A 24,629-nucleotide genomic window follows, 5' to 3' on the forward strand; every position below is an offset into this window, starting at 1 on the left:
CACAACGTCCCTGGGAACTACAACTAGGTCTCTACCGCGTGACCGCTGCCTCGCTGCGCTCCCAGAGCGCGCGGGCGAGTTCGTCGTCGTATGCCTGCTTGTTCGCCTTCTGGATGGCCCGCTTCTCGTAGTACTCGCCGGAGACCCAGTCGGTGCCGGGCGTCGTCGTGGCCAGCCAGACCAGGGTGTCCGCCCCCTGCTCGGGCGAGAGCATGAAGCGGGAGAAGAAGCCGGTGTAGCCGAGGCGCATGAAGCTGGTCGAGTTCGCGGCGAAGCTCGTGGCGACGACCCCGGGGTGGAAGGCGGCAGTCGAGATTCCGGCCTCGTGGTAGCGCCGATGGAGCTCCCGGGTGAAGAGGATGTTGGCCAGCTTGCCGTTGCCGTATGCCCGGTTGGCCGAATACCCATTCGCCAGATCGAGGTCGTCGATGTCGATCCGGCCGTAGCGATTGGCTCTGCTGGACGTGTTGATCACGCTCGCCGAGCTGTCCACCAGGCGTTGCATCAGCAGGGTCGTGAGCAGGAAGGGCGCGAGGTGGTTCACCTGGAACGTCTTCTCATGGCCGTCGACGGTGAGTTCGCGCCTGGCCATGATGCCGCCGGCATTGTTGGCGAGCACGTCGATGCGGGGGTAGCGCGCGAGCAGTTCGGCCGCGAGTGACCGCACCTGGCCCAGGTCCGCGAAGTCGGCCGCGTAGCAGTCCACGTCGAGCTCGGCCGCGATCGCCTGGGTCTTCTCGGGGGACCGCCCCACGATGACCACCGTGTCGCCGCGCGCCTTCAGGGCTCGTGCGGCAGCCGCGCCGATCCCGTCGCTCGCCCCGGTGATCACTATCGTTCGTGCAGTCATTGTTGCCCTTCGTCGTCTCGATCGATTAAAGCCCGGCGGCGCCGTTCGGCGCGGGTGCCGGGCGGGGATTCGCGGAATACGATGTTGTCGTGTTCTACGTGAGCTTCTACACCCCGAACCCCGGCGGTTTCGACCGGGCGGGCGAGGTTTATCCGCGACACCACGCATACGTCGACGAGTTCGCGCTCGGCGGCGGGATCTGGATGATCGGCACGTTCGGTGATCCGGCGACGGAGGGCGCGATGTGTGTCTTCCGGTCCCGCGAGGCCGGCGAGCGATTCATGAGCGGCGACCCCTTCGTCACGGAGGGCGTCGTCGTCGCCTCCGCCGTGCGCGAGTGGGATCCGCTCGTCTACGACGCTACTTGAGCAGTCGACTGAGCACCCGGTCGGCGAGCGGCCTGCCCCCGGTCTGGCAGGTCGGGCAGTACTGCAGCGTCGAATCGGCGAAGATCACCTGCCGTATGGTGTCGCCGCACACCGGGCAGGCCTCGCCGGCGCGGCCGTGCACCCGCATCCCGGACCTCTTCTCCCTCTTGAGCTCCGAGGCGGCGAGCCCGTCCGCTCGCGCGATCGCCCCGCGCAGCTCCTCCTGCAGGGCGGCATACAGCCGGGCGACTTCGTGCGGTGCCATCGCCGCCGGCTTGAATGGGGACATCCTGGCCAGGTGCAGGATCTCGTCGGAATACGCGTTGCCGATGCCGGCGATGATCGACTGGTTGCGCAGCACGCCCTTGATCTGAGAGCGCCCGGCGGAGGCGAGGATGCCGGCGAAGACCTCCTCGGTGAAGGCTGGCGCGAGCGGGTCCGGACCGAGCCGCGCGATGCCGGGCACCTCGAGCGGGTCGCGCACAACCCAGAGGGCGAGGCTCTTCTTCGTGCCGGCCTCGGTGATGTCGATTCCGGACCCGTCGTCGAGCACGAGCCGCGCGGCGAGCGGTCCCTTGCCGAGGCCCTTCGAGGGCTGGGATGGGCCGTCGCGCCAACGGATCCAGCCGGCGCGGGCGAGGTGAAGCACGAGGTGCAGGTCGCCGATCGCGATGTCGAGGAACTTCCCGTGCCGAGAGAGCGGCCCGATCACCCGGCCGGCCAGGGCGGACATCGGCGGGTCGAAGGTCTTGAGTGCCGCGAAGGAGATCACGTCGACCCGGTCGACGGTACGGCCGGTGAGGCGCGCGCCGAGGTCGGAGACGAGGGCGTGGATTTCGGGCAGCTCGGGCACGCCTCCAGTCTCCGCCACGGCGGCGACATCCCGAAAGGTCAGCCGGGAAGCTGGTAGCCGTCGGCGACCGAGCCGGTGACGAGGCCGTCGGTGAGCAGGCCGAGCAGCGCCCGTTCGCGCTGCGCCGCATCCGGCCACACCGTGTCGATCTCCGAGCGGGTAACGGGCACGTCCGACGCCCGGAGCTCGCGAAGGATGAGCCCGCGCACCTGCCGGTCCGAACCCTCGAACTTCTTCTGCACCGGCTGGCGCGCGCCGAGGTATTCCGGGTAGCCGGCGGCCCGCCACGCGCACAGGTCGCGGATCGGGCAGTCCTCGCAGCGGGGCGCCCGCGCGGTGCAGACGACCGCCCCGAGCTCCATGATCGCGGCGTTCGCCACCGTCGACTCCTCCACGTCGGGCGGGAGGATCGCCTCCATCGCCGCGAGGTCCCGCCGGGAGGAGGGCGGCCCAGGCTCGGCCCGGGCGTCGATGGCGCGCGCGATCACCCGCCGCACATTGGTGTCGACGACGGGATGCCGGTGGCCGTACGCGAAGACCGCGATCGCCCGCGCGGTGTAGTCCCCGACCCCGGGCAGGGCGAGGAGTTCGCCGACGTCGTGCGGCACGACCCCGCCGTGCCGCTCGGTGATGGTCACGGCCGCCGCGTGCAGGTTGAGCGCTCGGCGCGGGTAGCCGAGCCGGTCCCAGGCGCGCACCGCCTCGCCGCTCGGCACCGCCGCGAGAGCGGCGGGTGTCGGCCACCGGGCGAGCCAGGCCTCGAGCCGCGGGATCACGCGCACGACGGGGGTCTGCTGGAGCATGAACTCACTCACCAGGGTTCCCCACGCGGTGAAGCCCGGTCGGCGCCAGGGGAGGTCGCGCCCGTTGGCTCGGAACCACGCGTTCACGGCCGGCACGATGCTCACCGTCCCACTCTAGATTCCGATTTGGATTCCGTCGCCCGGCGTAGTCTTGTGACATGGCCAGATGGGCACCAGAGAAGAAGGACCAGCTCGAGGCGCTCGCCGGCGAGATCCTGCACCACTACGGCTCCGGTCGGGCGATCGTCGCCATCGACGGATCGTCCACCGCCGGCACGGCGGAGTTCGCCGCCGCCCTCGCCGACGCGATGCGCGACGCCGGGCACAAGGTGTTCGTCGCCTCGATCCGGGACTTCCGCAAGACGCACGCCAGGCGCGAGAGCCAGAGTGCCGAGACGGCTGAGTCGTTCTACCGCGACGCCTTCGACTATTCGGTGCTCACGCGCGTGCTGATCGACCCGTTCCGAGCCTCCGGCAGCACGGGTTTTGTGCTCGCCGCCTATGACGAGAAGCGCGACGCCCCGTTGCCGCCGAAGTGGATGACGGCGGGCAAGGACGCGATCCTCATCGTCGAGGGGGTCTTCCTCAACCGTCGCGAGCTGGCCGGGCTCTGGAACTATTCGGTCTGGCTCGACGTGCCGCGACCGGAAGACGAGGGCGGCGAGTCGGCCGAACAGGGCGCCGATGCGCTCTACCTCGAGGAGGCGAACCCCCGCGCCGCAGCCGTGGCCATCATCGACAATCGCGACGTCGATCACCCGCGCCGGGTCTTCGCCGACGCCTGCTGACCGGCTCTACCCGATTACCGCCAGCCGGTCGATTCTCGCGGCGACGTCCGCGGGGGCGATGAACTCACCCGTGCGCTCGACTTCGTGCACCATCTGTACCAGGAGGTCGTTGACCGGAGTGGCGACGTCGACCTCGGAGCCAGCCTCCACGACCGCGCCGTTGAGGTAGTCGATCTCGGTCGGCTGGTGCCGGCGGATGCTCTGCAGCGTCGATCCCGGGTTGGGCGTGCGACCCATCCTGGCCCGCATGAGCAGGGGGAGCGCCTGGGCCACCGATGCCGGCAGGCGCACGAGCAGGTGCAGCATCCGGTCGGAGAGCCCCTGGAGCTTCTCGAATTCGACGCCCCGGGCGATGCCTACCCGCACCGCCTCGCGCATGCTCTCGGTCATGACCGCCCGCAGCGCGCGGTCGGCGATGACGTCCTGCGCGCTCAGGCCGGTGATCGCGGGCAGCGCGTTGACCTGGTTCACGATGAGCTTCGTCCACTGCGCGCCCTCGAAGTTGCCGGTGGAGGTGACCGGCAGGACCTCGCCGAGAAGCCGGGACGCGTAGAGGGTGGGCAGCAGATCGCCGCCGAGGTAGGTGCTTCCCGCCGTGGTGACCTTCACCTGGCCGGGGGAGAGAAAGGAGGCGGCGAAGAGCGCCAGTCCGCCGACGATGTCGGATCGCGGGGCCGCGCGCTTGGCGACCACGATCGAGCGAAGCCCGTTTTGCACGACGACGACGGGGATGCCGACGATCATCGCGGCGTTCGCCCGGAGCGCGGACTCCGCATCCTGCGCCTTAGCGGTGACGATCGCGAGGTCAGGGCTTCTGGTGAGCGCGGCGGCAGCCTGAACTCGCGCGGTGTGCTCGCCCCAGGCCCCGCTGAGCTTCAGCCCGTTCGCCGCGATCGCCGCGAGGTGTTCGCCCCGGGCCGTGACGTCTACGGTGTGTCCCGCCCGGTCGAGCAGCGCGGCGATCGTGCCTCCCACGGCCCCCGCGCCGATGACCGCAACCCTCATGCTAGGAATCCTAGTTGTACTGCCCAGGGACGTTGGTTAACCAGCTGATGGGTGGGCGGGCTCCGCTCGCGGTTGTGCGGGGATGGTATTCGTGGAGCCAGGCGCGTTGTGCAGGATGGTGCCGCCGCCCACAGGTGCCCGCCCCGCAGACTCCAGTTGTGCAGGACGAGTTCAGCAGGACGGTTCGGGCGGATGGCGAGGACGATAGGTGCAGAACCGACGGGAGCGTCCTGCAGACCGGGACCGTTCGGGGCGCCACACCCCCCCCCTGCCGTGTCCTGCACAAGCTGTCCTGCACAACTGGAGTCTGCCGGGTAGGCAACCAAGCCTCCGGGGCCCGTCCTGCAGAACACGGCCCGACCGACGCGGGCGGCCACAACGAGAGGGCCGAAAAGGTCCAGCCTCCGGCATTGCGGCGACCGGCATGCAGCGGAGGGCGGCCGGGCGGTCGCGAAGGATCGAGGTCCACGACCACGAGATCGTCCACAACCTCGCTCACGTTCACCGACCGAAGCGAGTCGTCACGCCCAATCAACCAACCTACTTCGCGCGGCCGACCGAGGGCGCGAGCACCCGACCGGACGGGAGAAGCAGGGCGACGAGGGCGGAGCCGAGCAGGGCGAAGGCGCCGACCGTCACGGCGGGGATCGCCGCGTTGACATACCCGGTGGGGGTGAGCTGCCCGCCGGCGCCCGTGAACACCGCGGTGAGCACGGCGATGCCGAGGGCGACGCCGATCTCGCGCAGCGTGGAGTTGGTGCCGCTCGCCTTCGCCCGGTCGGCGTCGACGATGTTCGCGAGCACCGCCGTCGACGAGGGGGCGAAGACGAGCCCCATCCCCACGCCGGCGAAGAGGAACGGGCCGAGGAGGGCGACGTACTTCACGTCGGCGGTCATCACTCCGCCGAGCCAGAAGATGGCGATGGACTGCAGCAGCAGCCCCGCCACGATGAGGGTGCGGGTGCCCACTCGGGGCGCGACGAGGCCGGCGAGCGGGGCGATCACCATGGGGGCAAGGGTCCACGGCATGGTCATGATCCCGGCCTGCAGCGGGGAGTGGCCCTGCACTATCTGCAGGAACTGGATGAGGATGAAGATCGAGCCGAAGATGCCGAAACTGAAGGCGATTCCCACGATGTTGGCGATGCTGAAGCTGCGGTCGCGGAAGAGCCGGAGCGGCAGCAGGGGGCTGGGCGTGCGCGCCTCCCAGGCGAGGAAGGCGAGAACGAGCACGACGCCGCCCGCGAGCGAGCCGACCACCTCGAGGCTGCCCCAGCCCGCGTCGTTTCCCCGGATGATGCCGTAGACGAGTCCGAGCACTCCCACCCCGACGAGAAGGAGTCCCACGACATCCGCGCGGAGCCTGGCACCGAAGCTGTTCGGCAGGGCGAGCAGTACCAGTGGAACGGAGACGATGCCGACGGGCACGTTGATCCAGAAGATGGCCTGCCAGTTCCAGCCCTCAACGATCGCGCCGCCGATGAGCGGCCCGAGGGCTACACCGAGGCCGGAGATGCCGCCCCAGATTCCGATCGCGAGCGGCCGGAGCCTGGCGCTCACCGAGCCGACGAGGAGGGTGAGGGAGAGCGGCATCAGGGCGGCTGCGCCGACGCCCTGGACGGCACGGGTGACGATGAGCATCCAGGGCTCGGTGCTCAGCGCCGAGAGGGCGGAGCTCGCCGTGAAGATGGCGATGCCGATCACGAACAGGGTACGCCGGCCGTAGCGGTCGCCGAGGGCCACCGCCATGAGCATGAACGTGGCGAAGCTCAGTGTGTAGGCGTTGACGAACCACTGCAGCTCGGTGATGCCCGCGTCGAGGCTCGTTCGGATCACGGGGAGCGCGCTCGTCATGACGAGGTTGTCGAGGGTCGCCATGAACATGGGCAGGGAGGCGGCGATGATCGCCAGCCAGACGGGAACTCGCCGGCGGATGTTCGTGCCGGTCTGGACCGGGGCTTCGAGAGTGGTCATGATCCCTCACTTAGTTATCGTCTGATTACTTAATTCGACGATAAGGCATCGACTGATAACCTGTCAAGCATGACTGACGGAACCAGGATGCGCGCGGAAGACCGGCGAGAACTCATCCTCCAGGCGGCGACGACGGTGTTCGGCGACCACGGCTACGACGGCACGACGACCGCGCAGGTCGCCCGGGCCGCCGGCGTGAGCCAGCCGTACGTCGTGCGCGTGTTCGGAACCAAGGAGAAGCTGTTCCTCGCCGTCCTGCAGCGCGCGCTCGACCACCTGCTCGCGGCGTTCCGGGCCGCGCTCACCGACACCGTCTCCGGTGTTCCCATTCAGCGGCGCATCGGCCTCGCCTACATCGGACTCGCGGCCGACCGAGGGTTGCTCCTCTCGCTCATGCACGGATTCGTGCTCGGCCGAGACCCGGAGATCGGGGCGGCGGCCCGCGAGGGATTCATCCTCGTGTACCGTTTCCTACGCCACGAAGCCGGCTTCAGCCCGGACGAGTCCCAGCAGTTTCTCGCCGGTGGCATGCTCATCAACACCATGATCGGACTGCGGATGACCGACGACTTCGACCGGGACCCCGACGTTCACGAGCTGCTCACCCACGCCTTCCCGGAGAAGATCGACATCATGCTCGAACTCGCGAAGACGGAGCGCCGCGAGGCCGCCGAGCGCGCGGGGACCGGCGCGTGAGCGCCGCCGGGCGCAGCGGCATCCTGCTCGTCGACAAGCCGCAGGGCATCACGAGCCACGACGCCGTCTCGCGCACCCGCAAACGCGCCGGCACCCGCAAGGTCGGGCACGCCGGCACGCTCGACCCGATGGCGACCGGGTTGCTCGTGCTGGGCATCAACAGCTCGACCCGGCTTCTCACCTACCTGGTCGGCCTCGACAAGGAGTACTTCGCGACCATCCGGCTCGGGGCCGCGACCTCCACCGACGATGCGGAGGGGGAGGTCACGAGCACCGCGCCGCCCGGCGCCGTGGCCGCCCTCGATGGGGCGGCGATCGCCTCGGCCCTCGAACCTCTCACCGGCGAGATCAGCCAGGTTCCGAGCAGCGTGAGCGCCATCAAGGTCGATGGCAAGCGCGCGTACACGCTCGCCCGGGCGGGGGAAACCGTGGAGCTCGCTGCCCGCACCGTCACGGTGTCCGCCCTCGAGGTGCTCGACTCCCGCGCCGCCGGCGATTACCTCGACGTCGACGTGCGCGTCGAATGCTCCTCGGGCACCTACATCCGCGCGATCGCCCGCGATCTCGGGGCCGCGCTCGGGGTCGGCGGCCATCTCACGGCGCTTCGACGCACGAGGATCGGCCCGTTCTCGGTGGCCGATGCCGCGGACCTGGAGACGATGGATGTCGCCACCGCGCTGCTCGGCCCCGCCGACGTCGCGTCCCGGCTCTTCGACACCTATCCGCTCACCGAGTCGCAGGCCATCGACCTCGGGCACGGCAAGCGGCTCGTCGACGACGAGTGGTCGGGCGGGGCCGGCCCGCTCGCGGCCATCGCGCCGGACGGCCGCCTCGTGGGCCTCATCGGGTTCGACGGGCACACCGCGAAGCCGCTCGTGAACTTCCCCACCGATGAGGTGACCGCGTGATCGAGTGGTTCACCTGGGTGCAGGTGGGCGTCGCCGTACTCTCCGGGCTCCTCTGCCTCGCCCTCGGATTCGCCGGCCGCGCCCCGAACGACTGGTCGATGGGCGCGGCGCTCGTGGTGGAGTTGCTTCTCGTGGTGCAGCTCGTCGTCGCGATCGTCGCGCCGGCGGTCGGCAACCCGCCGACGGGGAGCCTGCTCGAGTTCTACGTCTACCTCGTCTCGGCGATAATCCTCGTGCCGATCGCCGGATTCTGGGCCCTGGTGGAGCGAAATCGCTGGAGCACGGTCATTCTCGGCGTCGCCTGTCTGGCTGTCGCGGTCATGGTCTTCCGGATGTATCAAATCTGGACCGTTCAGGTGGCCTAATCTTGACGTGATGGCTGCCAACTCTTCCTCCCGCGCTGTCGGCGCCGGACGCGTGCTCGTTCTCGTCTACGGGATCCTCGCTCTTGCGGCGACCGGTCGATCCGTGTTCCAGATCATCGATCGCTTCTCCGAGGCGCCACTGGCCTTCTCGCTCTCCGCGCTCTCCGCGCTGGTCTACATCGTCGCTACCGTCGCCCTCATCGCGCCCGGACCGGTCTGGTATCGCGTGGCGTGGATCACGATCGGCTTCGAGTTGCTCGGCGTGCTCGTGATCGGCACGGTGAGTGTCGTGAGTCCGGCCGCCCTCGGGCTCACCAGCGTCAACCCGTTCGGCCGGGACTCCACGGTCTGGTCGGCCTACGGGCTCGGCTACCTGTTGATCCCGCTCGTGCTTCCGGTACTCGGGTTGCTTTACCTGCGCTCGCGGCGCCCCAGCTCGCCCGATGTCGTCCACTCGGATGTGCCGGCATGAAGTTCTTCTCCTCGCTCGCCGAGGTGCCGGCCGACTTCGGCCCCTCGGCCGTCACCATCGGGAAGTTCGATGGTGTGCACGCCGGTCATCGCAGCGTGATCGCGCGCCTTCGGCAGGAGGCCGCTCAGGCGGGCCTCGTATCGACGGTGCTCACCTTCGACCGCCATCCACTGGCCCTCCTGCGCCCGGACAAGTGCCCGGAGAGCCTCACCAGCAATGACCAGAAACGCGCGGTTCTGGAAACGACGGGCGTCGACGCGGTGGTGATGATCGAGTTCACCGAGGCGTTCAGCCTCAAGACACCCGAGGACTTCGTGCTGGACGTGCTCGTGAACGCCCTGCACGCGAGGCTCGTCTTCGTGGGCCCCGACTTCAGGTTCGGCCACCGGGGGCTCGGCACCGTCGAGTTGCTCGAACGACTCGGCCTCAGCCACGGGTTCGAGGTGCGCGTGATCGAGGCGGTGCGTCCGTACGGCGATCGAGTGATCTCCTCCACCTGGATCCGCGGGCTGCTCGCCGAGGGCCGGGTCGGCGAGGCGGCCGCCCTGCTCGAGCGCCGGCCCACCGTGCGCGGAATCGTGGTGCCGGGGGAGCGCCGTGGCCGTGCGCTCGGCTACCCCACCGCGAACCTGTCCCGGTCGGTGGAGGGCTTCGTGCCGGCGGACGGGGTCTATGCCGCCTACGCGACCGTGGACGGCCGCACCATGCCGGCCGCCGTGTCCATCGGCAACAACCCGACGTTCGTGGGGGTTCCGGACAAGCAGATCGAGGCCCATCTTCTCGACGAAGACCTCGACCTCTACGGAAAGACGGTGGAGATCGCGTTCGTCGAATACATCCGCGGCATGGAGAAATTCGCGAGCGTCGACGACCTGGTCGTGCAGATGACGGCTGACGAGGCGCGAGTGCGGCAACTCCTCGAGATGCCGGCGCGTTCTGCTCCGATCGGTCCGCGCGCGTAGGCATCAACCGGCCTTACGGGCCGTCGACCACCACGCGGGGGAAAGATCGTCGGCCTACCATGAGGGATGCTCCATCGCGCCGGCCTGAAGGCCTGTCTCGTTCTCGGGATGCTCACGGGGGCGGTCCTCACGGGGTGCACCACTGCCGCGCCGAAGCCCGTCGGCGGGTCCGAGTCGGCTCCTGCGCCATCCGTTTCGCCGTCCTCCGGAGTCGTCAGCAAGGTGCTCGTGATCGTCGTCGAGAACCACTCCCTCGACCAGATGACGGCCCAGATGACGTACACGTTCGGGCTGGCCACGACGTTCGGCTACGCGACCCGCTACGCGGCGATCCGGCATCCCTCCCTGCCCAACTACATCGCTCTCGTCGGTGGCCAGACTTACGGCATCACGGACGACGCCTCCCCGTCGGCCAACGAGATCCGCTCCGGAGCGTCGGTTTTCGGGCAGGCGATCGCCGCGGGAAAGACGGCGGCGTTGTTCGCCGAGGGGATGCCGGGCAACTGCGCCCTCGCGAACGGCGGCGACCACTATGCGGTCAAGCACAACCCGTGGGCCTATTTCGCCGCCGAACGGAGTCTCTGCGGCCGATACGACGTGCCGATCGGGGGCCTCGGCGCGACGATCGCCGCCGGCACTCTGCCCACCGTGGGAATGGTCTTGCCCAACCTCTGCAACGATGCCCACGACTGTCCGCTCGGCACGGCCGACACCTGGATCAGGGGCTGGATGGAGAAGCTCTTCGCCGGCCCGGACTGGGCCTCGGGTCACCTCGCGGTGCTGATCACCGCGGACGAGAACGACGATTCGCCGGGCAACACGGTGTTGACCGTGGTCGTGCACCCGAGCCAGAGGGCGCACGTGGTGACAACGCCCCTCAGCCACTACTCGGTGACCAGGCTTCTCGAGGACGTGGCGGGGGTGCCCCACCTCTTCGGCGCGGCCGCGGCGCCGTCCCTGTCGTCGGCATTCGCTCTCCCGATCGGAGCCTCGCCCTAGGTGTACTGTGCCACGCTGATGCTGCTTTGACTCCAAGCACAGTTACGGACGTTCGCGGCCGTCGGCGACGTTGCGGATGTCGTGGTCGTGGACCTCGACTCCGTCGCGGCCGCCCTCCGCCGCATGCGCATGACGGTCGCCGGTCGCCACGACGATGCTCGCCGGAGGCTGGACCGTCTCGGCCCTTCAGCCGTTAGCGTTGCCGCCCGCGTCGGTCGGGCCGTGTTCTGCAGGACGGACCCCGGAGGCGCGGATGCCTACCCCGCAGACTCTGGTTATGCAGGACAGCTTGTGCAGGACACAGCAGGGGTGGCGACCCGGGGGGTTCCGGTCTGCAGGGCGCTCCCGTCGGTTCTGCACCTCTCGTCCTCGTTATCCGCCCGAGGTGTCCTGCACAACCCGTCCTGCACAACTGGAGTCTGCGGGGTGGGCACCTGTGGACACCGGAGCCGTCCTGCACAACCCGTCCTGCGTAACTGGAGTCTGTGGGGCGGGCACCCGTGGGCGGCGGCGCCGTCCTGCACAACGCGCTTGGCTCCACGAATACCATCACCACAGGCCCCACCGCGATCGGAGCCCGCCCACCCCACCTAGGGGCGATGGTTCCCGGGACGCCCGCTGTCAAGTCCTTAGTCCCCTAGCGCGAGGCGGTCTCCGGCGGCACACTGGGGGAAGGGACGGGCGGCCCATCGGTGGTCGCCGTCTCCCTGAGGATGCTGGGAGCACGGGACCGGATGCGCGAATCGACTGGCGAGGCCATCGTGCTGCCCGCCCTCGACGGCGCGACACTCGCGACGGACGGTCTCGACGCCGACCAGGTTGCCGAGCGGATCGCCGCCGGACTCACCAACTTCCAGCCGACGCCCCCCAGCCGGAGCTTCTGGCACATTCTGCGCACCAACCTGTTCACCCTGCTCAACACGATTGTGATCGGCAGCGCCGTGCTGCTTCTTCTCCTCGGGCAGTGGCAGGATGCGCTGTTCGGGCTCGCCGCCCTCGGTAACGCCCTCATCGGCGTCGTGCAGGAGTACCGCTCGAAGCGGGCACTCGACAGGCTCGCCCTCTTCAATGCGCCCCACGCCCGGGTTCTGAGGGCGGGAGTCGTGCGGGAGATCGCCATGGCGGATGTCGTCCAGGACGACGTCATCGTGCTGCACACCGGCGACCTGGTACCGGCGGACGCGGTGGTGCTGCTGTCGGAGGGACTGGAGATCGACGAATCGTTGCTCACCGGGGAGTCCGCCCCGGCGGAGAAGCCGGTGGGGGACGAGGTGACGTCGGGTTCGACCGTCGTCGCCGGAAAGGGCAACGCGCGGGTGGTTCGGGTGGGGGCCGACTCCTTCGTGAGCCGGCTCACCGCCGACGTCAAGCGGTTCTCCCTCGTCGACTCCGAGCTGCGCAACTCGGTGAACCGGGTGCTCCGCTGGATCAGCGTCGCCCTCTTCCCGCTCATGGTCATCGTGATAAACGGGCAGATGCAGGCGGCGGGAGGCTGGGGGGAGGCCATCGCCTCCGGCGCGTGGCGGCACGCGTCGGTCGGCGCCATCGCGAGCGTCGTGGCCATGATCCCGCTCGGACTCGTGCTCATGACGAGCATCGCCTTCGCGGCGGGAGCCGTGCGGCTGGGGCGGCAGAGCGTGCTCATCCACGAGCTGGCGGCGGTGGAGGGGCTCGCCAGGGTGGATGTCGTCTGCTTCGACAAGACCGGCACGCTCACCGAGGGGGAGATCGTCTTCGACTCGGCGCACGAGTTCGAGACTCCGGCCGGCTCGGATTGGCGCCAGGTGCTCGCCTGGTTCGCGGCGGACGAGAACGCGAACGCGACCACTCGATCCCTTCGCGGCGACTTCCCTCTCGCGGGGGAGCTTCACCCCTCTGCCACCGTGCCGTTCTCGTCCTCGAGGCGCTGGAGCGCCGTCACCTTCGATGGTGCGGCGGCGCGGGGACTGTGGGTGCTCGGTTCCCCCGACGAGGTGGTGGGCGCGCAGCTGGCCGAGAACCAGCCGGCGATGCAGCTGGCGGCCCGACTGGCCGCCACCGGCCACCGCACCCTCGTTCTCGCGCACTCCGTGCAACCGATGACCGCCGAGCAGGCCGCCCACGACCTGCTTCCCGAGACCCTCCGGCCCGCGGTGATCGTGAGCCTGGGCGAGAAACTGCGGCCCACCGCGGCGCGAACCCTCGCCTACCTCGTCGAGCAGGGCGTCGCCCTGAGGGTGCTCTCGGGCGACGACCCCCACACGGTGGCGGCGGTCGCCAGGCGGGCGGGCCTCAACTGGGAGGGGGACGGCTACGACGCCCGCAACCTGCCGCATGACCCGCAGTTGCTCGCGGCGATCATGGAGCGGTATTCGGTGTTCGGCCGGGTGACGCCCAGCCAGAAGAAGCGCATGGTGATCGCCCTGCAGAGCAGCGGGCACGTGGTGGCGATGACTGGAGACGGCGTGAACGACGCCCCGGCGGTGAAGCAGGCAGACATCGGCATCGCGATGGGCTCCGGGTCGGCTGCCACCAGGGCGGTGTCGCGGATCGTGTTGCTCGACAGCGACTTCGCGCATCTGCCTGGGATCATCCGGGAGGGGAGGCAGGTGATCGCCAACGTGGAGCGGGTCTCGATGCTGTTCCTCACCAAGACCGCCTACGCCGTGCTTCTCTCCGTGGTGTTCGGGGCCCTCCTCTGGGAGTTCCCCTTCCTGCCTCGCCAACTGTCGGCCTCGGATGGGCTCACGATCGGCATCCCGGCCTTCTTCCTCGCCCTGATGCCGAACTCGCGCCGGTACACGCCCGGGTTCCTCCGGAGGTCGTTGACGTTCGCGATCCCGTCCGGCGTCACCGTGGCGCTGGTGGTCATCGCGGTGAACGTCTACGCCCGTGCGGCCGGCCGTTACTCCGCTGGGGCGGTACACACCGGCTCGATGATCGCGTTGTCCCTGGTGGCACTGTGGGTTCTGCTCATCCTTGCCCGGCCGCTCGACCTCAGGCGGGCGGCGCTCGTGCTGGCGATGTACGTGGGAGTGGCCGGGGTGCTCATCGTGCCGTTCATCCGCGACTTCTTCGGCTTTGCGGTGCCGCCCGCGCCGCTGTTTTTGATGTCGTTGGCCGCCGGCGCGCTCGGAAGCGTCGTGGTGGAGCTCGTGCACCGCTACCTGGAGCGCCGTCGACCGGACGACCACGGGGGCGCCTTCTGGAGCCATTGAGCCGCCCGCCCAGCGGCGCCGCCATGCCACACTGTGGTGGACGGGTCCTCATCGAGAGAGAAGTGCAGAGTGCCATCGTTTCGAATCCGCGATTTCCACGCCGACGACGTCGAAGGCATCCTGCACCTGTGGGAGGAGATGCGGGCGTCCCCCGCCGAGCCGGTCTACGGGTTGTCGGAGGTGCTCGCTTCCTGCCAGGAGGACCACGCGGTGGTCGCGGTGCACGACGAAGTCGTGATCGGGGCCGCCGTGGGCCGAGCCGCGCACGCACAGGGCTGGATCGTCTTCCTCTCCACCACCGAGGCCTGGCAGCAGCAGGGGGTGGGTCGAGCGCTGCTGGCGGCGTTGGAGCGGCAGATGGCCCCGCACGGGCTGTCCAAGCTCTCCGCTCTGCTGCCGGACACCGCCATGCGCGTTGACGCTTTCGTCGATCAGGGTTTCGAGATCAAGAAGAACCTGCGCTACTTCGAACGGCAGATTCCCGTTCAGCGCAAGGAGCTCGACACGCTCGCCGAGCTCGGCGGCCGAGTGCTGCCCCGTGGTCTGTGGGATGAGATCGGCGGCATGCAGAGGGAAAAGGAGTTGCTCGAGAGGCGGCTGGTCATGCCGCTCGCCAAACCGGATCTGGCGGACAGCTTCGGCGTGGTGCCGCCGCGCGCGGTGATGCTGTTCGGGCCACCAGGAACCGGCAAGACGACCTTCGCCCGGGCCATAGCGTCGCGGCTCGAGTGGTCGTTCATCGAGGTGTTCCCGTCCCGTCTCGCCGTGGACCCCAAGGGGCTCGCCGGAGCCCTTCGGGAGACCTTCCTCAAGATCGCGGACCTCGAGCACGCGGTGGTGTTCATCGACGAGGTGGAGGAGATCGCGGCCCAGCGCAGCGGCGAACCTCCCTCGCCGCTGCAGGGTGTCACCAACGAGCTCCTCAAGATCATCCCCGCCTTCCGCGACCAGCCGGACAGGCTGCTCGTCTGCGCCACCAACTTCATCCGCGCCCTCGATTCGGCATTCCTCCGGCACGGGAGGTTCGACTATGTGATCCCGATCGGGCTGCCGGACGAGGCCGCCCGACGCTCGATCTGGGAACGCTACATTCCGGAGGCCGCCGCGGGCTCCATCGACCTCGAGTCGCTCGTGCGGCGAACGGACGGCTTCTCGCCCGCCGACATCGAGTTCGCGGCCCGCAAGGCATCCCAGGGGGCCCTGGAGAAGGCGTTCTACCGGAGCGGCGCCGACGACGGAGCGACGGGGCCGGTCACCGAGGACTATCTCGAGGCGGTCGCCGCCACCCGCGCGACGGTGTCCCAGGATGTCGGAAACGAGTTCCTGCAGGACATCGAACTGTTGGCGAGGCTCTGATGTCCATCGACGACACCGGGGCGATCCGCCTGTCGACCCCGCCGCCGGACCACGAGGCGCGCTATCGGCGCCGGGCGAGGATCGGCGACGCGCTCGTCGTGGCGCTCTGGCTGTCCTCCGCCGTGGCGGTCGCGTTGTTCCTCGTCTCCGGCGGCACCGCACGCTTCGGCTCGGTCTCGGATGCCGTGACGAGCGTCGGCATCATGACGGGGCTGGTCGGGACGAACCTCGTGCTTGCGATGTTCATCCTCGCCGCGCGGGTGCCATTCATCGACCGCGCGGTCGGCCACGATCGGGCCATCGCCGTGCACCGCGCGCTCGGCAAGCCGGCGTTCTACCTGCTGCTGTCCCACGGGGTGATCCTGCTCGTCGGCTACGGGCTGGCCTCCGGCCTCAATCCGATCGCCGAGATCGGGCCGCTGCTCGCCATTCCGGACATGCCGCTCGCGATCGTGGGGATGGCCCTCCTGGTCGTGGTGGTGGTGACCTCCTTCGTCTCTGTGCGGCGGCGGTTCAGCTACGAGACGTGGCACCTCACCCATCTGCTGAGCTATGCCGCGGTGATCGCCTCGGTTCCGCATCAGCTCAGTATCGGCAGCGTCTTCTCGCCGTTCAGCTTCGAACGGGCATACTGGCTCGCGCTCTACGTGCTCGCCTTCGGCGCCATCCTCACCCACCGCCTGGTGGAGCCGCTCGCCTCGAGCCTCCGCCACCGGCTGCGGGTCGGCCGGATCGTCACCGAGGCGCCGGGGGTCGTGTCCATCTACCTCACCGGTCGTCGGCTCCGTTCGCTCGAGTCGGCGGGCGGCCAGTTCTTCATCTGGCGGTTCTGGACGCTCGGAACCTGGTGGCACTCCCACCCGATCTCGCTGTCGGCGATGGCGACCGACACGGAAATGCGCATAACCGTGCGGGACCTCGGCGGCGGGAGCCGTAGCATCAGTGCGGTGCGGCCGGGCACCCGCGTCTGGTTCGAGGGGCCGTATGGCGTCTTCACGGATGCGGGCCGCACGGCGCCGAGGCTGGCGATCGTGGTGGCTGGCATCGGCATCACCCCGGTGCGGGCGCTTCTCGAAGACTCGACGCTGCGGCCGGGGGAGGCCACGATCCTTCTTCGGGCGTCGACGCTCGACGACACGTTCCTCTGGGGCGAGATCCTCCAGCTCGCGGAGCGGAAGGGGGTCGAGGTGACGACGATGATCGGCCCGCGAGCCCGAACGGGACCAGGCTGGATGACCCAGGCCGACGCCGACCGCGGGCTCACCATTCTCGGCCTGTTCCCCGATCTGCTCGAGAGTGACCTCTACCTGTGCGGGCCCACGCCGTGGCTCGACCTCGTCGAGGCCGACGCCCGCGCGGCCGGCATTCCCGACCACCAGATCCACGCCGAACGGTTCGACTGGTGAGGGCGCGCGCGACGGCGGTGGGTGCCGTCGGGTCGCTCGCGGTGCTGGCCGTCGCCTGGCAGGTCGGCACGCTGCTCGACGCCGGCCAATCGCCCGGCGGCACGGCCTCCCCGGCAGCCACGACCACCGCCACCCCTGGCGCTTCGGCATCGCCGGCTACGGACGGCTCGTTCGTCGGCGCGGTCGAGAACACCCGCTATGGCACCGTGCAGGTGAAGGTGGTGGTGGCCGGCGGCAAGATCACGGATGTGGTCGCTCTGCACCTCACCGACCAGGGCGGCAGGTCCGTGCAGCTGAGCAACTACGCGGCGCCGATCCTGCGCTCCGCGGTGATCAAGTCGCAATCCGCCAAGGTCTCGAATGTGAGCGGGGCCACCTACACGAGCAAGGCCTACCTGCTCTCGGTGCAGTCGGCCCTGGACAAGGCAGGGCTCTAGGCACGGGCATCGAGGACGGAGGCGCGACCCTCGCACGGCGCCCGGCGCAGCGGCAACTCCGGGCAGACCGTGTGACATAAGTCCTTGTCGTTGTGGGATGGCGCGCGTAGCGTCGGAGTCAGGGCCGTATCGGGTGCGTGCCCCGGGTGAAGGAGAGAACGATGGCTGTCTTCGTGGACACTTTCCGCAACGTCGACGGGGTTCTCGCCCTTCAGTTCGACGGCCACGGCCACCCGTGGAGCGTGCCGACCACCGCCCTGCGCGAAGACGATCGAGTGATCGTCTGCGCCGAGATCCCCGGTGTCGAACGCGAATCCACCGAGGTCGACATCGACGTCGCGGGGGAGTGCCTCACCATCCGGGTGAACGGATCGCGCGCCGACGCGCTGACAGCGCGCCGCCTCACCTCGGAGTGGGCCTCGGTGCCCGTGACGCCCGAGCTCGGATCCGCGGAGGCCCTCGACCTGGATTCGATGACCGCGAGCTACGAAGACGGCTCGTTGCGCATCGAGATCCCGGTCGTCAGCAGGCCGGCGAAGCGCCGGCTCTCCGTGCCGAGGGTCGCGCCCGTCGCCACGGTCGAGGTGAGCCCGCTGTCGTTCAACGCCGTCTCGCCGTTCCCGCGCCGCTGACGTCGCCCCGCTCCCTGCCCCACCTTCTTCCTCTCTGCCGCTCCCTCCCGCCCGCCCTCCTCCAGCCCTTCCTCCGCCCTTCCGAAATCCATGCATTTCTCGGCGATGCCCGGCGTGTCTGTGTAGCATCGAGCGTGTCGCGCCCGGATTGCATGGATTTCGGAAGATGAGGGAGACAAAGAGAAGGGGAGGCGGGAGCGGGCGATGACCGGACTGGCACGATTCACGGGTTCGACGGCCCTCGTCACGGGTGCGAGCCGCGGCATCGGATTCGCCGTCGCCGAGCGTCTGGTCGCCGAGGGCGCGCGGGTCGTGATCACGGGGCGGGGCGAAGACGCGCTCCGCTCGGCCGCCGAGCGACTCGGACCGCCGGGCACCGCACTCTGGCTCGCCGGCCGGGCAGACGATGCCGAGCACCGAACGGCGGTCTTCCACCTCATCGATGCGCGGACCGGCGGCCTCGACCACTTCGTGAGCAATGTCGGCATCAATCCGCACTTCGGACCGCTGCTCGACATCGACCCCGGCCTGCTTCTCAAGATCCTCGGGACCAACGTCGTGTCGGCGCTCGCCTGGGCCAGGGAGGCGGTGGAGCACGGCCTCGGCGAACGCCACGGCTCCGTCGTGAACGTCGCCTCGGTCGCGGGGCTCGGCGCGACCCCCGGGATCGGTGCCTACGGCGTGTCGAAGGCGGCCCTCATCTCCCTCACCACGCAACTGGCCCTGGAACTGGCCCCCAGAATCCGGGTGAATGCCGTCGCCCCGGCGGTGGTCAAGACCGACTTTGCGCGGGCGCTCTACGAGGGGCGGGAGGCCGAGGTCGCCGCGGGGTACCCGCTCGGCCGACTCGGGACACCGGCCGACGTGGCGGGAGCCGTCGCCTTCCTGCTGTCGGAGGACGCCGCATGGATCACCGGGCAGACCCTGGTGATCGACGGCGGCGCCATGCTGCGCCCCGTGTTCTGAAGGCCGAGCCCTACTTCGCCGGGGTGAAGAGCGCCACGAGAAGGGCGAGGAACACGAGCACGAAGATCGTCGGAGCGACGATCCGCACGACCGCGATCCACGGCCGGGAGGCGACGATCCGCAGGCTCAGCGCGGAGGGGGCATCCACGTCGCCCATGTCTTCGATGATCGCCAGTCCCTCCCCGGCAGCGGAGATCTGTACCAGGGCGCCGAGAATGCCGCAGGCGAGCAGGATGCCGACGGCTGCGAGCCGCACCATGAGCGGGGCGGACTGGAGCCCGGTGCCGAGCAGTCCGACCGTGACGATGAGCAGGAATGTCGGGGCGAGCTGGGACACGATCAAGTGCCAGCGGGCCTTGATCCACAGCGAGACGAGCAGTTCCTCGGTCACGGCGATGACTCATGTCGTCTGGCGGGTGTTGAGGCGTGCCCGGGCCCCATTCTGGCGTGTCCGCCGCCGCATGCCGCCGAGGCCGCGCTGGGCGAGCCGTTATGCCTTGGGGCCGCCGGCCGCGTAGACGACCTGCCCGGAGACGAAGCCCGCCTCATCCGAGCAGAAGAACGAGGCGAGTGCGGCGATGTCCTCGGGCTGTCCGACCCGGCGAACGGGGATCTCCTTCGCCGCCTCGCCGAGGAAATACTCGAAGCTCACCCCGAGCCGCTCCGCGGTGCCGCGCAGCATGTCGGTGGCGATGAACCCGGGCGCGATCGCGTTGGCCGTGACACCGAACGGGCCGAGTTCGATCGCGACCGACTTGGTGAAGCCCTGGATGCCGGCCTTCGCCGCGGCGTAGTTCGCCTGGCCGCGGTTGCCGAGGGCCGAGGTGCTGGAGAGGCTCACGATGCGACCCCACTTCGCCTCGACCTGGTGCTTCTGCACCGCGCGGGTCATCAGGAACGCGCCCCGGAGGTGCACGGCCATCACCGAATCCCAGTCGTCTTCGGTCATCTTGAAGAGGAGGTTGTCGCGCAGGATGCCGGCGTTGTTGATGAGCACCGTCGGCGCGCCGAGTTCGCTCCGCGTGCGCTCGACGGCGCTCTCGACCCCGGCGAGGTCGGAGACGTCGGCGCCGATGCCGATCGCCTTCCGGCCCGCGGCGACGATGGCTGCCACGGTCTCGGCGGTGTCAGACTCCCGGAGGTCGATCACCGCGATGTCGAACCCGTCGGCCGACAGTCGCTTCGCGATCGCCGCTCCGATGCCTCGTGCTGCTCCGGTGACGATGGCGACGCGGTTCCCGGTCATGGCGTGCTTCCTCTCGATGGTCGTCCCCCCATGATCGCCGAAGAGGCGCGGCAGTGCGAACATCGGGGCGAACGACTGCTGGTGCGAGCGCGTCGTCCCGGCGGCGTCAGGACGGGCGGATCTCGCCGGAGCCGCGCACGATGAGGGTGGTCGGCACGACGATCGTGCTCGGCGCGCTGTGGTCCCCGTCGAGCCTGGCGAACATCCGCTCGATCGCGAGCTCGCCGATTCGTCTCGGGTTCTGCGCGACCACGGTGATGGCCGGCTCGAGCAGGTCGCTCAGCTCGACGTCGTCAAAGCCGACGAGCGCGATGCGGTGTTGCAGGCCGAGACGCCGAAGGGCACGGATCGCACCCACGGTGACGAGGTTCTGGCTGCTGAAGATCGCCGTCGGGGGGTGTTCGCCCGCCACGAGTCTGGTGACCGCCTCGAAGGCGGCTTCCTCGCTGTGCAGGTCTTCCAGCTGGGCGATGTCGCCGGTGGGGATGCCCGCGCGGCCGATCTCCTCCTGGAATCCCCGGCGCCGCTCGCGCGCGGTCTGCAGGGCGTGGGAGTCCCCGACGTACGCGATGTTGCGGTGACCGTGTTCGATCAGATGCCGGGTGGCCGTCGCCGCGCCGATCGCGTTGTCGCTGACCACGGCATCCGCGTCGATTCCCACGGGGGCGCGGTCGACGAATACGAGCGGGGTTCCGTGGCTCTGCTCGGGAAGCAGGTAGCCCTGGCTGCTCGTGGCGGTGGTGAGGATCAGGCCGTCGACGCGCCGCCGGAGGAAGGCCGTGACGCTGAGGCGCTCCCGCTCCGGATTGTCGTCCATGCTCGAGGCGAACACGGCGATGCCGCGCTCGATCGCGGCGTCTTCCACCGCCCGGTGCATGGCTCCGGAGAACGGGTTCGCGACGCTGCCGACGAGGAGCCCGAGCGTGCGGCTCCGACGATCGAGCCGCTTGAGGTTGCCGGCGTGCACGTCCAGCTCGTAGTTGAGCTGCGCGGCCGCCTCGTTGACGCGCGCCGTCGTGGCGGCGGAGACGTTCGCCTCACCGTTCATGACGCGGGACACGGTCTTGATACCCACCCCGGCGAGGGCGGCGACATTCTTCATCGTGGGGCGGCGGGGCGGCGGTGCTTGTTCGATTGACGAACTTGACATCGTTGTCACGGATCGGTCTCCATTTCGGCGCTGAGCTTGACTATATAGGTAAAGATGCTCTAGACATAACTCTGACACCGTTGTCAGGCACCCGCAGTGCCTCCTACCCAAGAGGGAAGTTTCAATGTCGAATCACACCGCAAGCACCGTCAGGGCCAAGCGTCTCCTTGCCCTCGGTTCCATTGCCGCCATCGCGGCACTCGGCCTGGCCGGCTGTTCGTCCGCCACGACGAGTGGATCCGGCTCGTCCGGCAAGGTGGGCGTTGCGCTCATCGTGAAGACCACGACCAACCCGTTCTTCGTCGCCATGGAGGACGCGGCGAAGGCCGCCGCCTCGAAGGACAACGTTCAGCTGACCCTCGCCGCCGGCAAGAAGGATGGCGACGCCGCGACGCAGATCCAGGCGATCGAGGACTCGATCTCCCGCGGTGACAAGGGCATCCTGATCACCCCGACCGATTCCACAGTGAACAGTGCCATCACCAAGGCGCGCAAGGCCGGCCTCGTCGTGATCGCGCTCGACACGCCGCCGGACCCCGCGAACACCGTCGACGTGACATACGCGACCGACAACTTCGCCGCCGGCCTCGCCATCGGCAAGTGGACCGCCGCACAGCTGGACGGCAAGAAGGCCGTGATCGGCCTGGTCGACCTCTTCAGCAACCAGGTGGCCTCCGTGGACTACAACCGCGACCAGGGCTTCCTCACCGGAATGGGAATCGACGTCAAGGACAAGACCAAGAACGGCGACGAGGACAAGACCGGTAAGTACACCGGCGGCAAGGGCGGCGACTACGTGATCGCCGGCAACCAGGCCTCCAACGGCGACGAGGCCGACGGCCGAACGGCGATGGAGACGCTGCTCTCGAAGAACCCGAACATCAACGTGGTCTACGCGATCAACGAGCCGGCCGCGTACGGCGCGTACCAGGCGCTCAAGGCCGCCGGCAAAGAGAAGGACACGCTCATCGTGGCCATCGATGGCGGTTGCACGGGGGTGAAGGAAGTCACCGACGGCATCATCGGTGCGACGAGCCAGCAGTACCCGTCGAAGATGGCCTCGCTCGGCATGGAGGCCATCGTCAAGCTCGCCAAGACCGGCGCCAAGCCGACCGTCTCTGCGGGTCTCGACTTCTTCAACACCGGATCTCAGCTGGTGACGGACAAGCCGGTCGACGGACTCACGAGCATCACGAGCGCCGACGCAGCGAAGATCTGCTGGGGCAAGTAACACCCTCGATATCACCGGGCTGGGCACGCGTTGCCCGCGTGTCCAGCCCGACCTATGGTGAGTGCAAGAACAAAGAAGTTCGGAGACAAAGTGACCACGAATACCTCGCAGTCCAGCACACCCGCTGCTGCCGGCCCTGAGGGTGGGGGAGTCGATCTCGCCACGGAATTCCTCGACCGGAGTACGCCGCTGAGCCGGATCCGCAATCTGCTTCACCGCTATCCGGCCCTGAGCCCGGGAATCGTGCTCGTCGTGGCGGTCATCGTCTTCGGCGTGATCAGCCCGCGGTTCTTCCTGGCCAACAATCTCTCGCTGATCACCCAGCAGGTGGCTGTCGTCGGAACGCTCGCGATCGCCCAGACCCTCGTGATCCTGACCGCGGGCATCGACCTGTCGGTCGGCGCGATCATGGTTCTCTCCTCGATGGTGATCGCGCAGACGGCGAGCCAGAACCACGTGCCTGCGGCGCTCGCCCTCGTGCTCGGCCTGCTCGTGGGCCTGGCCGCCGGGGCGCTCAACGGAGTGCTCGTGACCCGGCTGAAGCTCCCGCCTTTCATCGTGACGCTGGGAACCCTCAACATCTTTCTCGCCCTCACGCTGCTCTACTCGAACAGTGCGTCGGTCATCGGGCAGAACATCCCCGCGCTGATCACCTCCACCGGGGCCACATTCAACGTGGGCGGCATCGGCATCACCTACGGCGTCGTCGCCATGCTCGTGCTCTACATCGTGATGGCCTTCATCATGGGCAAGACCGCGTGGGGCAGGCACGTCTACGCGGTGGGCGATGACAAGGAGTCGGCACGACTCGCCGGTATCCGGGTCAATCGGGTGCTCCTGAGCGTGTACGTCGCCGCCGGCGCCATCCTGGCCATCGGAGCCTGGATCCAGATCGGCCGCGCGGACGCGGCCAGCCCCAACGCGGGCAACGACCTCAACCTCGACTCCATCACCGCCGTCGTGATCGGCGGCACGAGCCTCTTCGGCGGTCGTGGCACCATCTGGGGATCCCTGCTCGGAGCCCTCATCGTCGGCGTGTTCCGCAACGGGCTCGCCCTCGCCGGCCTCGATGTGCTCTACCAGACTCTCGCGGTCGGGGTGCTCATCATCGTCGCAGTCTCGCTGGACCAGTGGATCCGAAAGGTACGCAAATGACTCTCTCCGAAGACACCCGCCCGGCGTCAACGCTGCCGTACACGCAGCCGGTGCTGAAGGCGACCGGCCTCGTCAAGACCTACGGACGGGTCGTCGGACTCGACGGCGTCGACCTCGAGCTCTACCAGGGCGAGGTGCTCGCCGTGATCGGCGACAACGGCGCCGGCAAGTCCACGTTGATCAAGTGCCTCACCGGGGCCGAGATCCCCGACGAGGGCCAGCTCCACCTGCAGGGCAGCCCGGTTCACTTCAAGCGGCCCCAGGATGCGAAGCTGTACGGGATCGAGACCGTCTACCAGGGCCTCGCGGTCTCTCCGGCGCTCGACATCGCCAGCAATCTGTACCTGGGTCGCGAGCTGCGCAAGCCGGGAATCCTCGGCAGCGTGTTTCGCATGATGGACACGAAGACGATGCGGTCGAACTCCAAGCAGGAGCTCGACCGGCTCGGAATCTCGACCCTGCAGGACGTCACGGTTGCGATCGAGAACCTCTCGGGTGGCCAGCGTCAGGCGGTCGCCGTGGCGCGAGCCGCCGCCTTCGGGTCCAAGGTCGTCGTGCTCGACGAGCCCACCGCGGCGCTCGGGGTTCGCGAGTCGAACCAGGTGCTCGAGCTGATCCGCCGGCTCCGTGACCAGGGCATCCCGGTGATCCTGGTGAGTCACAACATGCCTCACGTCTTCGACGTCGCTGACCGCATCCACATCCAGCGTCTGGGCAAGCGAGCGGCGGTCATCACGCCGCAGTCGCACACCATGACCGAGGCCGTCGCGATCATGACGGGTGCGGCGACCGCGTAACGCGGTCGTCCCG

General features: G+C 68.9%; 25 protein-coding genes. 17 read left to right on the forward strand and 8 right to left on the reverse strand.

Features of this window, described 5'->3' with window-relative positions; all coding sequences use genetic code 11:
- Window positions 1-31: 31 nt before the first annotated feature.
- Window positions 32-850 (reverse strand): SDR family NAD(P)-dependent oxidoreductase, encoded by an 819-nt coding sequence (locus tag FVP33_RS00005; protein WP_147781593.1) that lies wholly within the window; start codon window positions 848-850, stop codon window positions 32-34.
- Window positions 851-939: 89 nt separating this feature from the next.
- Between FVP33_RS00005 and FVP33_RS00010 the strand changes: the two genes are divergently transcribed.
- A complete protein-coding gene (locus tag FVP33_RS00010; RefSeq protein WP_147781594.1) occupies window positions 940-1,218 on the forward strand; it encodes a YciI family protein in 279 nt (92 codons plus the stop codon).
- Here FVP33_RS00010 and FVP33_RS00015 read toward each other — a convergent pair.
- Together FVP33_RS00015 and FVP33_RS00020 are read right to left on the reverse strand one after the other, a co-directional pair.
- Window positions 1,211-2,071, reverse strand: a complete 861-nt coding sequence (locus tag FVP33_RS00015; protein ID WP_147781595.1) for an Fpg/Nei family DNA glycosylase — start codon at window positions 2,069-2,071, stop codon at window positions 1,211-1,213. The genes FVP33_RS00010 and FVP33_RS00015 overlap by 8 nt on opposite strands.
- A gap of 38 nt (window positions 2,072-2,109) precedes the next feature.
- Complete coding sequence (locus FVP33_RS00020; RefSeq protein WP_246142088.1) at window positions 2,110-2,979, reverse strand: HhH-GPD family protein; 870 nt, start codon at window positions 2,977-2,979, stop codon at window positions 2,110-2,112.
- Between the two features lie 53 nt (window positions 2,980-3,032).
- Between FVP33_RS00020 and FVP33_RS00025 the strand changes: the two genes are divergently transcribed.
- A complete protein-coding gene (locus FVP33_RS00025) occupies window positions 3,033-3,662 on the forward strand; it encodes a nucleoside/nucleotide kinase family protein (RefSeq protein ID WP_147781596.1) in 630 nt (209 codons plus the stop codon).
- A gap of 6 nt (window positions 3,663-3,668) precedes the next feature.
- On the opposite strand, the gene FVP33_RS00030 is transcribed toward FVP33_RS00025, so the two are convergent.
- Window positions 3,669-4,667, reverse strand: coding sequence for a ketopantoate reductase family protein (locus FVP33_RS00030; RefSeq protein WP_147781597.1), 999 nt, complete (start codon window positions 4,665-4,667; stop codon window positions 3,669-3,671).
- A 540-nt stretch (window positions 4,668-5,207) separates the two neighbouring features.
- Window positions 5,208-6,641, reverse strand: coding sequence for an MFS transporter (locus FVP33_RS00035; protein ID WP_147781598.1), 1,434 nt, complete (start codon window positions 6,639-6,641; stop codon window positions 5,208-5,210).
- A 69-nt stretch (window positions 6,642-6,710) separates the two neighbouring features.
- Here FVP33_RS00035 and FVP33_RS00040 point away from each other — a divergent pair, with 69 nt between their 5' ends.
- The 12 genes from FVP33_RS00040 (at window position 6,711) to FVP33_RS00095 (ending at window position 19,037) form a co-directional block, all read left to right on the forward strand.
- Complete coding sequence (locus FVP33_RS00040) at window positions 6,711-7,337, forward strand: TetR/AcrR family transcriptional regulator (RefSeq protein WP_147781599.1); 627 nt, start codon at window positions 6,711-6,713, stop codon at window positions 7,335-7,337.
- On the forward strand, window positions 7,334-8,245 hold the full coding sequence (truB, locus tag FVP33_RS00045) for a tRNA pseudouridine(55) synthase TruB (protein ID WP_147781600.1): 912 nt from the start codon (window positions 7,334-7,336) through the stop codon (window positions 8,243-8,245). The genes FVP33_RS00040 and truB overlap by 4 nt, the downstream gene beginning before the upstream one ends.
- Entirely contained in the window at window positions 8,242-8,610 is a 369-nt protein-coding gene (locus tag FVP33_RS00050) for a hypothetical protein (protein WP_147781601.1), read from the forward strand. The genes truB and FVP33_RS00050 overlap by 4 nt, the downstream gene beginning before the upstream one ends.
- Before the next feature lie 10 nt (window positions 8,611-8,620).
- Complete coding sequence (locus FVP33_RS00055) at window positions 8,621-9,082, forward strand: hypothetical protein (protein WP_147781602.1); 462 nt, start codon at window positions 8,621-8,623, stop codon at window positions 9,080-9,082.
- Complete coding sequence (locus tag FVP33_RS00060; protein ID WP_147781603.1) at window positions 9,079-10,044, forward strand: bifunctional riboflavin kinase/FAD synthetase; 966 nt, start codon at window positions 9,079-9,081, stop codon at window positions 10,042-10,044. Before FVP33_RS00055 ends, FVP33_RS00060 begins: the two co-directional genes overlap by 4 nt.
- A 66-nt stretch (window positions 10,045-10,110) precedes the next feature.
- On the forward strand, window positions 10,111-11,043 hold the full coding sequence (locus FVP33_RS00065) for an alkaline phosphatase family protein (RefSeq protein WP_222706577.1): 933 nt from the start codon (window positions 10,111-10,113) through the stop codon (window positions 11,041-11,043).
- 734 nt (window positions 11,044-11,777) lie between these two features.
- Window positions 11,778-14,240 carry an HAD-IC family P-type ATPase gene (locus FVP33_RS00070; protein ID WP_147781604.1) on the forward strand — a complete coding sequence of 821 codons (2,463 nt, stop codon included), beginning with the start codon at window positions 11,778-11,780 and terminating at the stop codon, window positions 14,238-14,240.
- Window positions 14,241-14,309: 69 nt separating this feature from the next.
- Window positions 14,310-15,596, forward strand: a complete 1,287-nt coding sequence (locus tag FVP33_RS00075; protein WP_147781605.1) for an ATP-binding protein — start codon at window positions 14,310-14,312, stop codon at window positions 15,594-15,596.
- Complete coding sequence (locus FVP33_RS00080) at window positions 15,596-17,002, forward strand: ferredoxin reductase family protein (RefSeq protein WP_147781606.1); 1,407 nt, start codon at window positions 15,596-15,598, stop codon at window positions 17,000-17,002. Before FVP33_RS00075 ends, FVP33_RS00080 begins: the two co-directional genes overlap by 1 nt.
- On the forward strand, window positions 16,999-17,439 hold the full coding sequence (locus tag FVP33_RS00085) for an FMN-binding protein (RefSeq protein WP_246142089.1): 441 nt from the start codon (window positions 16,999-17,001) through the stop codon (window positions 17,437-17,439). The genes FVP33_RS00080 and FVP33_RS00085 overlap by 4 nt, the downstream gene beginning before the upstream one ends.
- A 161-nt stretch (window positions 17,440-17,600) precedes the next feature.
- Window positions 17,601-18,071 (forward strand): Hsp20/alpha crystallin family protein, encoded by a 471-nt coding sequence (locus tag FVP33_RS00090; RefSeq protein WP_147781607.1) that lies wholly within the window; start codon window positions 17,601-17,603, stop codon window positions 18,069-18,071.
- Between the two features lie 204 nt (window positions 18,072-18,275).
- Window positions 18,276-19,037, forward strand: a complete 762-nt coding sequence (locus FVP33_RS00095; RefSeq protein ID WP_147781608.1) for an SDR family oxidoreductase — start codon at window positions 18,276-18,278, stop codon at window positions 19,035-19,037.
- A gap of 10 nt (window positions 19,038-19,047) precedes the next feature.
- Here FVP33_RS00095 and FVP33_RS00100 read toward each other — a convergent pair whose 3' ends face one another.
- The 3 genes from FVP33_RS00100 to FVP33_RS00110 all read right to left on the reverse strand — a co-directional run bounded on the left by FVP33_RS00100 (window position 19,048) and on the right by FVP33_RS00110 (window position 21,433).
- On the reverse strand, window positions 19,048-19,428 hold the full coding sequence (locus tag FVP33_RS00100) for a hypothetical protein (RefSeq protein WP_147781609.1): 381 nt from the start codon (window positions 19,426-19,428) through the stop codon (window positions 19,048-19,050).
- 99 nt (window positions 19,429-19,527) lie between these two features.
- Complete coding sequence (locus tag FVP33_RS00105) at window positions 19,528-20,283, reverse strand: SDR family oxidoreductase (protein ID WP_147781610.1); 756 nt, start codon at window positions 20,281-20,283, stop codon at window positions 19,528-19,530.
- Between the two features lie 106 nt (window positions 20,284-20,389).
- Window positions 20,390-21,433 (reverse strand): LacI family DNA-binding transcriptional regulator, encoded by a 1,044-nt coding sequence (locus FVP33_RS00110; protein ID WP_246142094.1) that lies wholly within the window; start codon window positions 21,431-21,433, stop codon window positions 20,390-20,392.
- 124 nt (window positions 21,434-21,557) lie between these two features.
- Between FVP33_RS00110 and FVP33_RS00115 the strand changes: the two genes are divergently transcribed.
- The 3 genes from FVP33_RS00115 (at window position 21,558) to FVP33_RS00125 (ending at window position 24,616) form a co-directional block, all read left to right on the forward strand.
- Window positions 21,558-22,664: a substrate-binding domain-containing protein gene (locus FVP33_RS00115; RefSeq protein WP_147781611.1), complete on the forward strand. Its 1,107-nt coding sequence runs from the start codon at window positions 21,558-21,560 to the stop codon at window positions 22,662-22,664.
- 90 nt (window positions 22,665-22,754) lie between these two features.
- Window positions 22,755-23,819, forward strand: a complete 1,065-nt coding sequence (locus tag FVP33_RS00120) for an ABC transporter permease (protein WP_425460916.1) — start codon at window positions 22,755-22,757, stop codon at window positions 23,817-23,819.
- Complete coding sequence (locus FVP33_RS00125) at window positions 23,816-24,616, forward strand: ATP-binding cassette domain-containing protein (protein WP_147781613.1); 801 nt, start codon at window positions 23,816-23,818, stop codon at window positions 24,614-24,616. The genes FVP33_RS00120 and FVP33_RS00125 overlap by 4 nt, the downstream gene beginning before the upstream one ends.
- Window positions 24,617-24,629 lie beyond the last annotated feature (13 nt).

Origin of the sequence: Lacisediminihabitans profunda (assembly GCF_008040105.1) — a bacterium.
GTDB lineage: Bacteria > Actinomycetota > Actinomycetes > Actinomycetales > Microbacteriaceae > Lacisediminihabitans > Lacisediminihabitans profunda.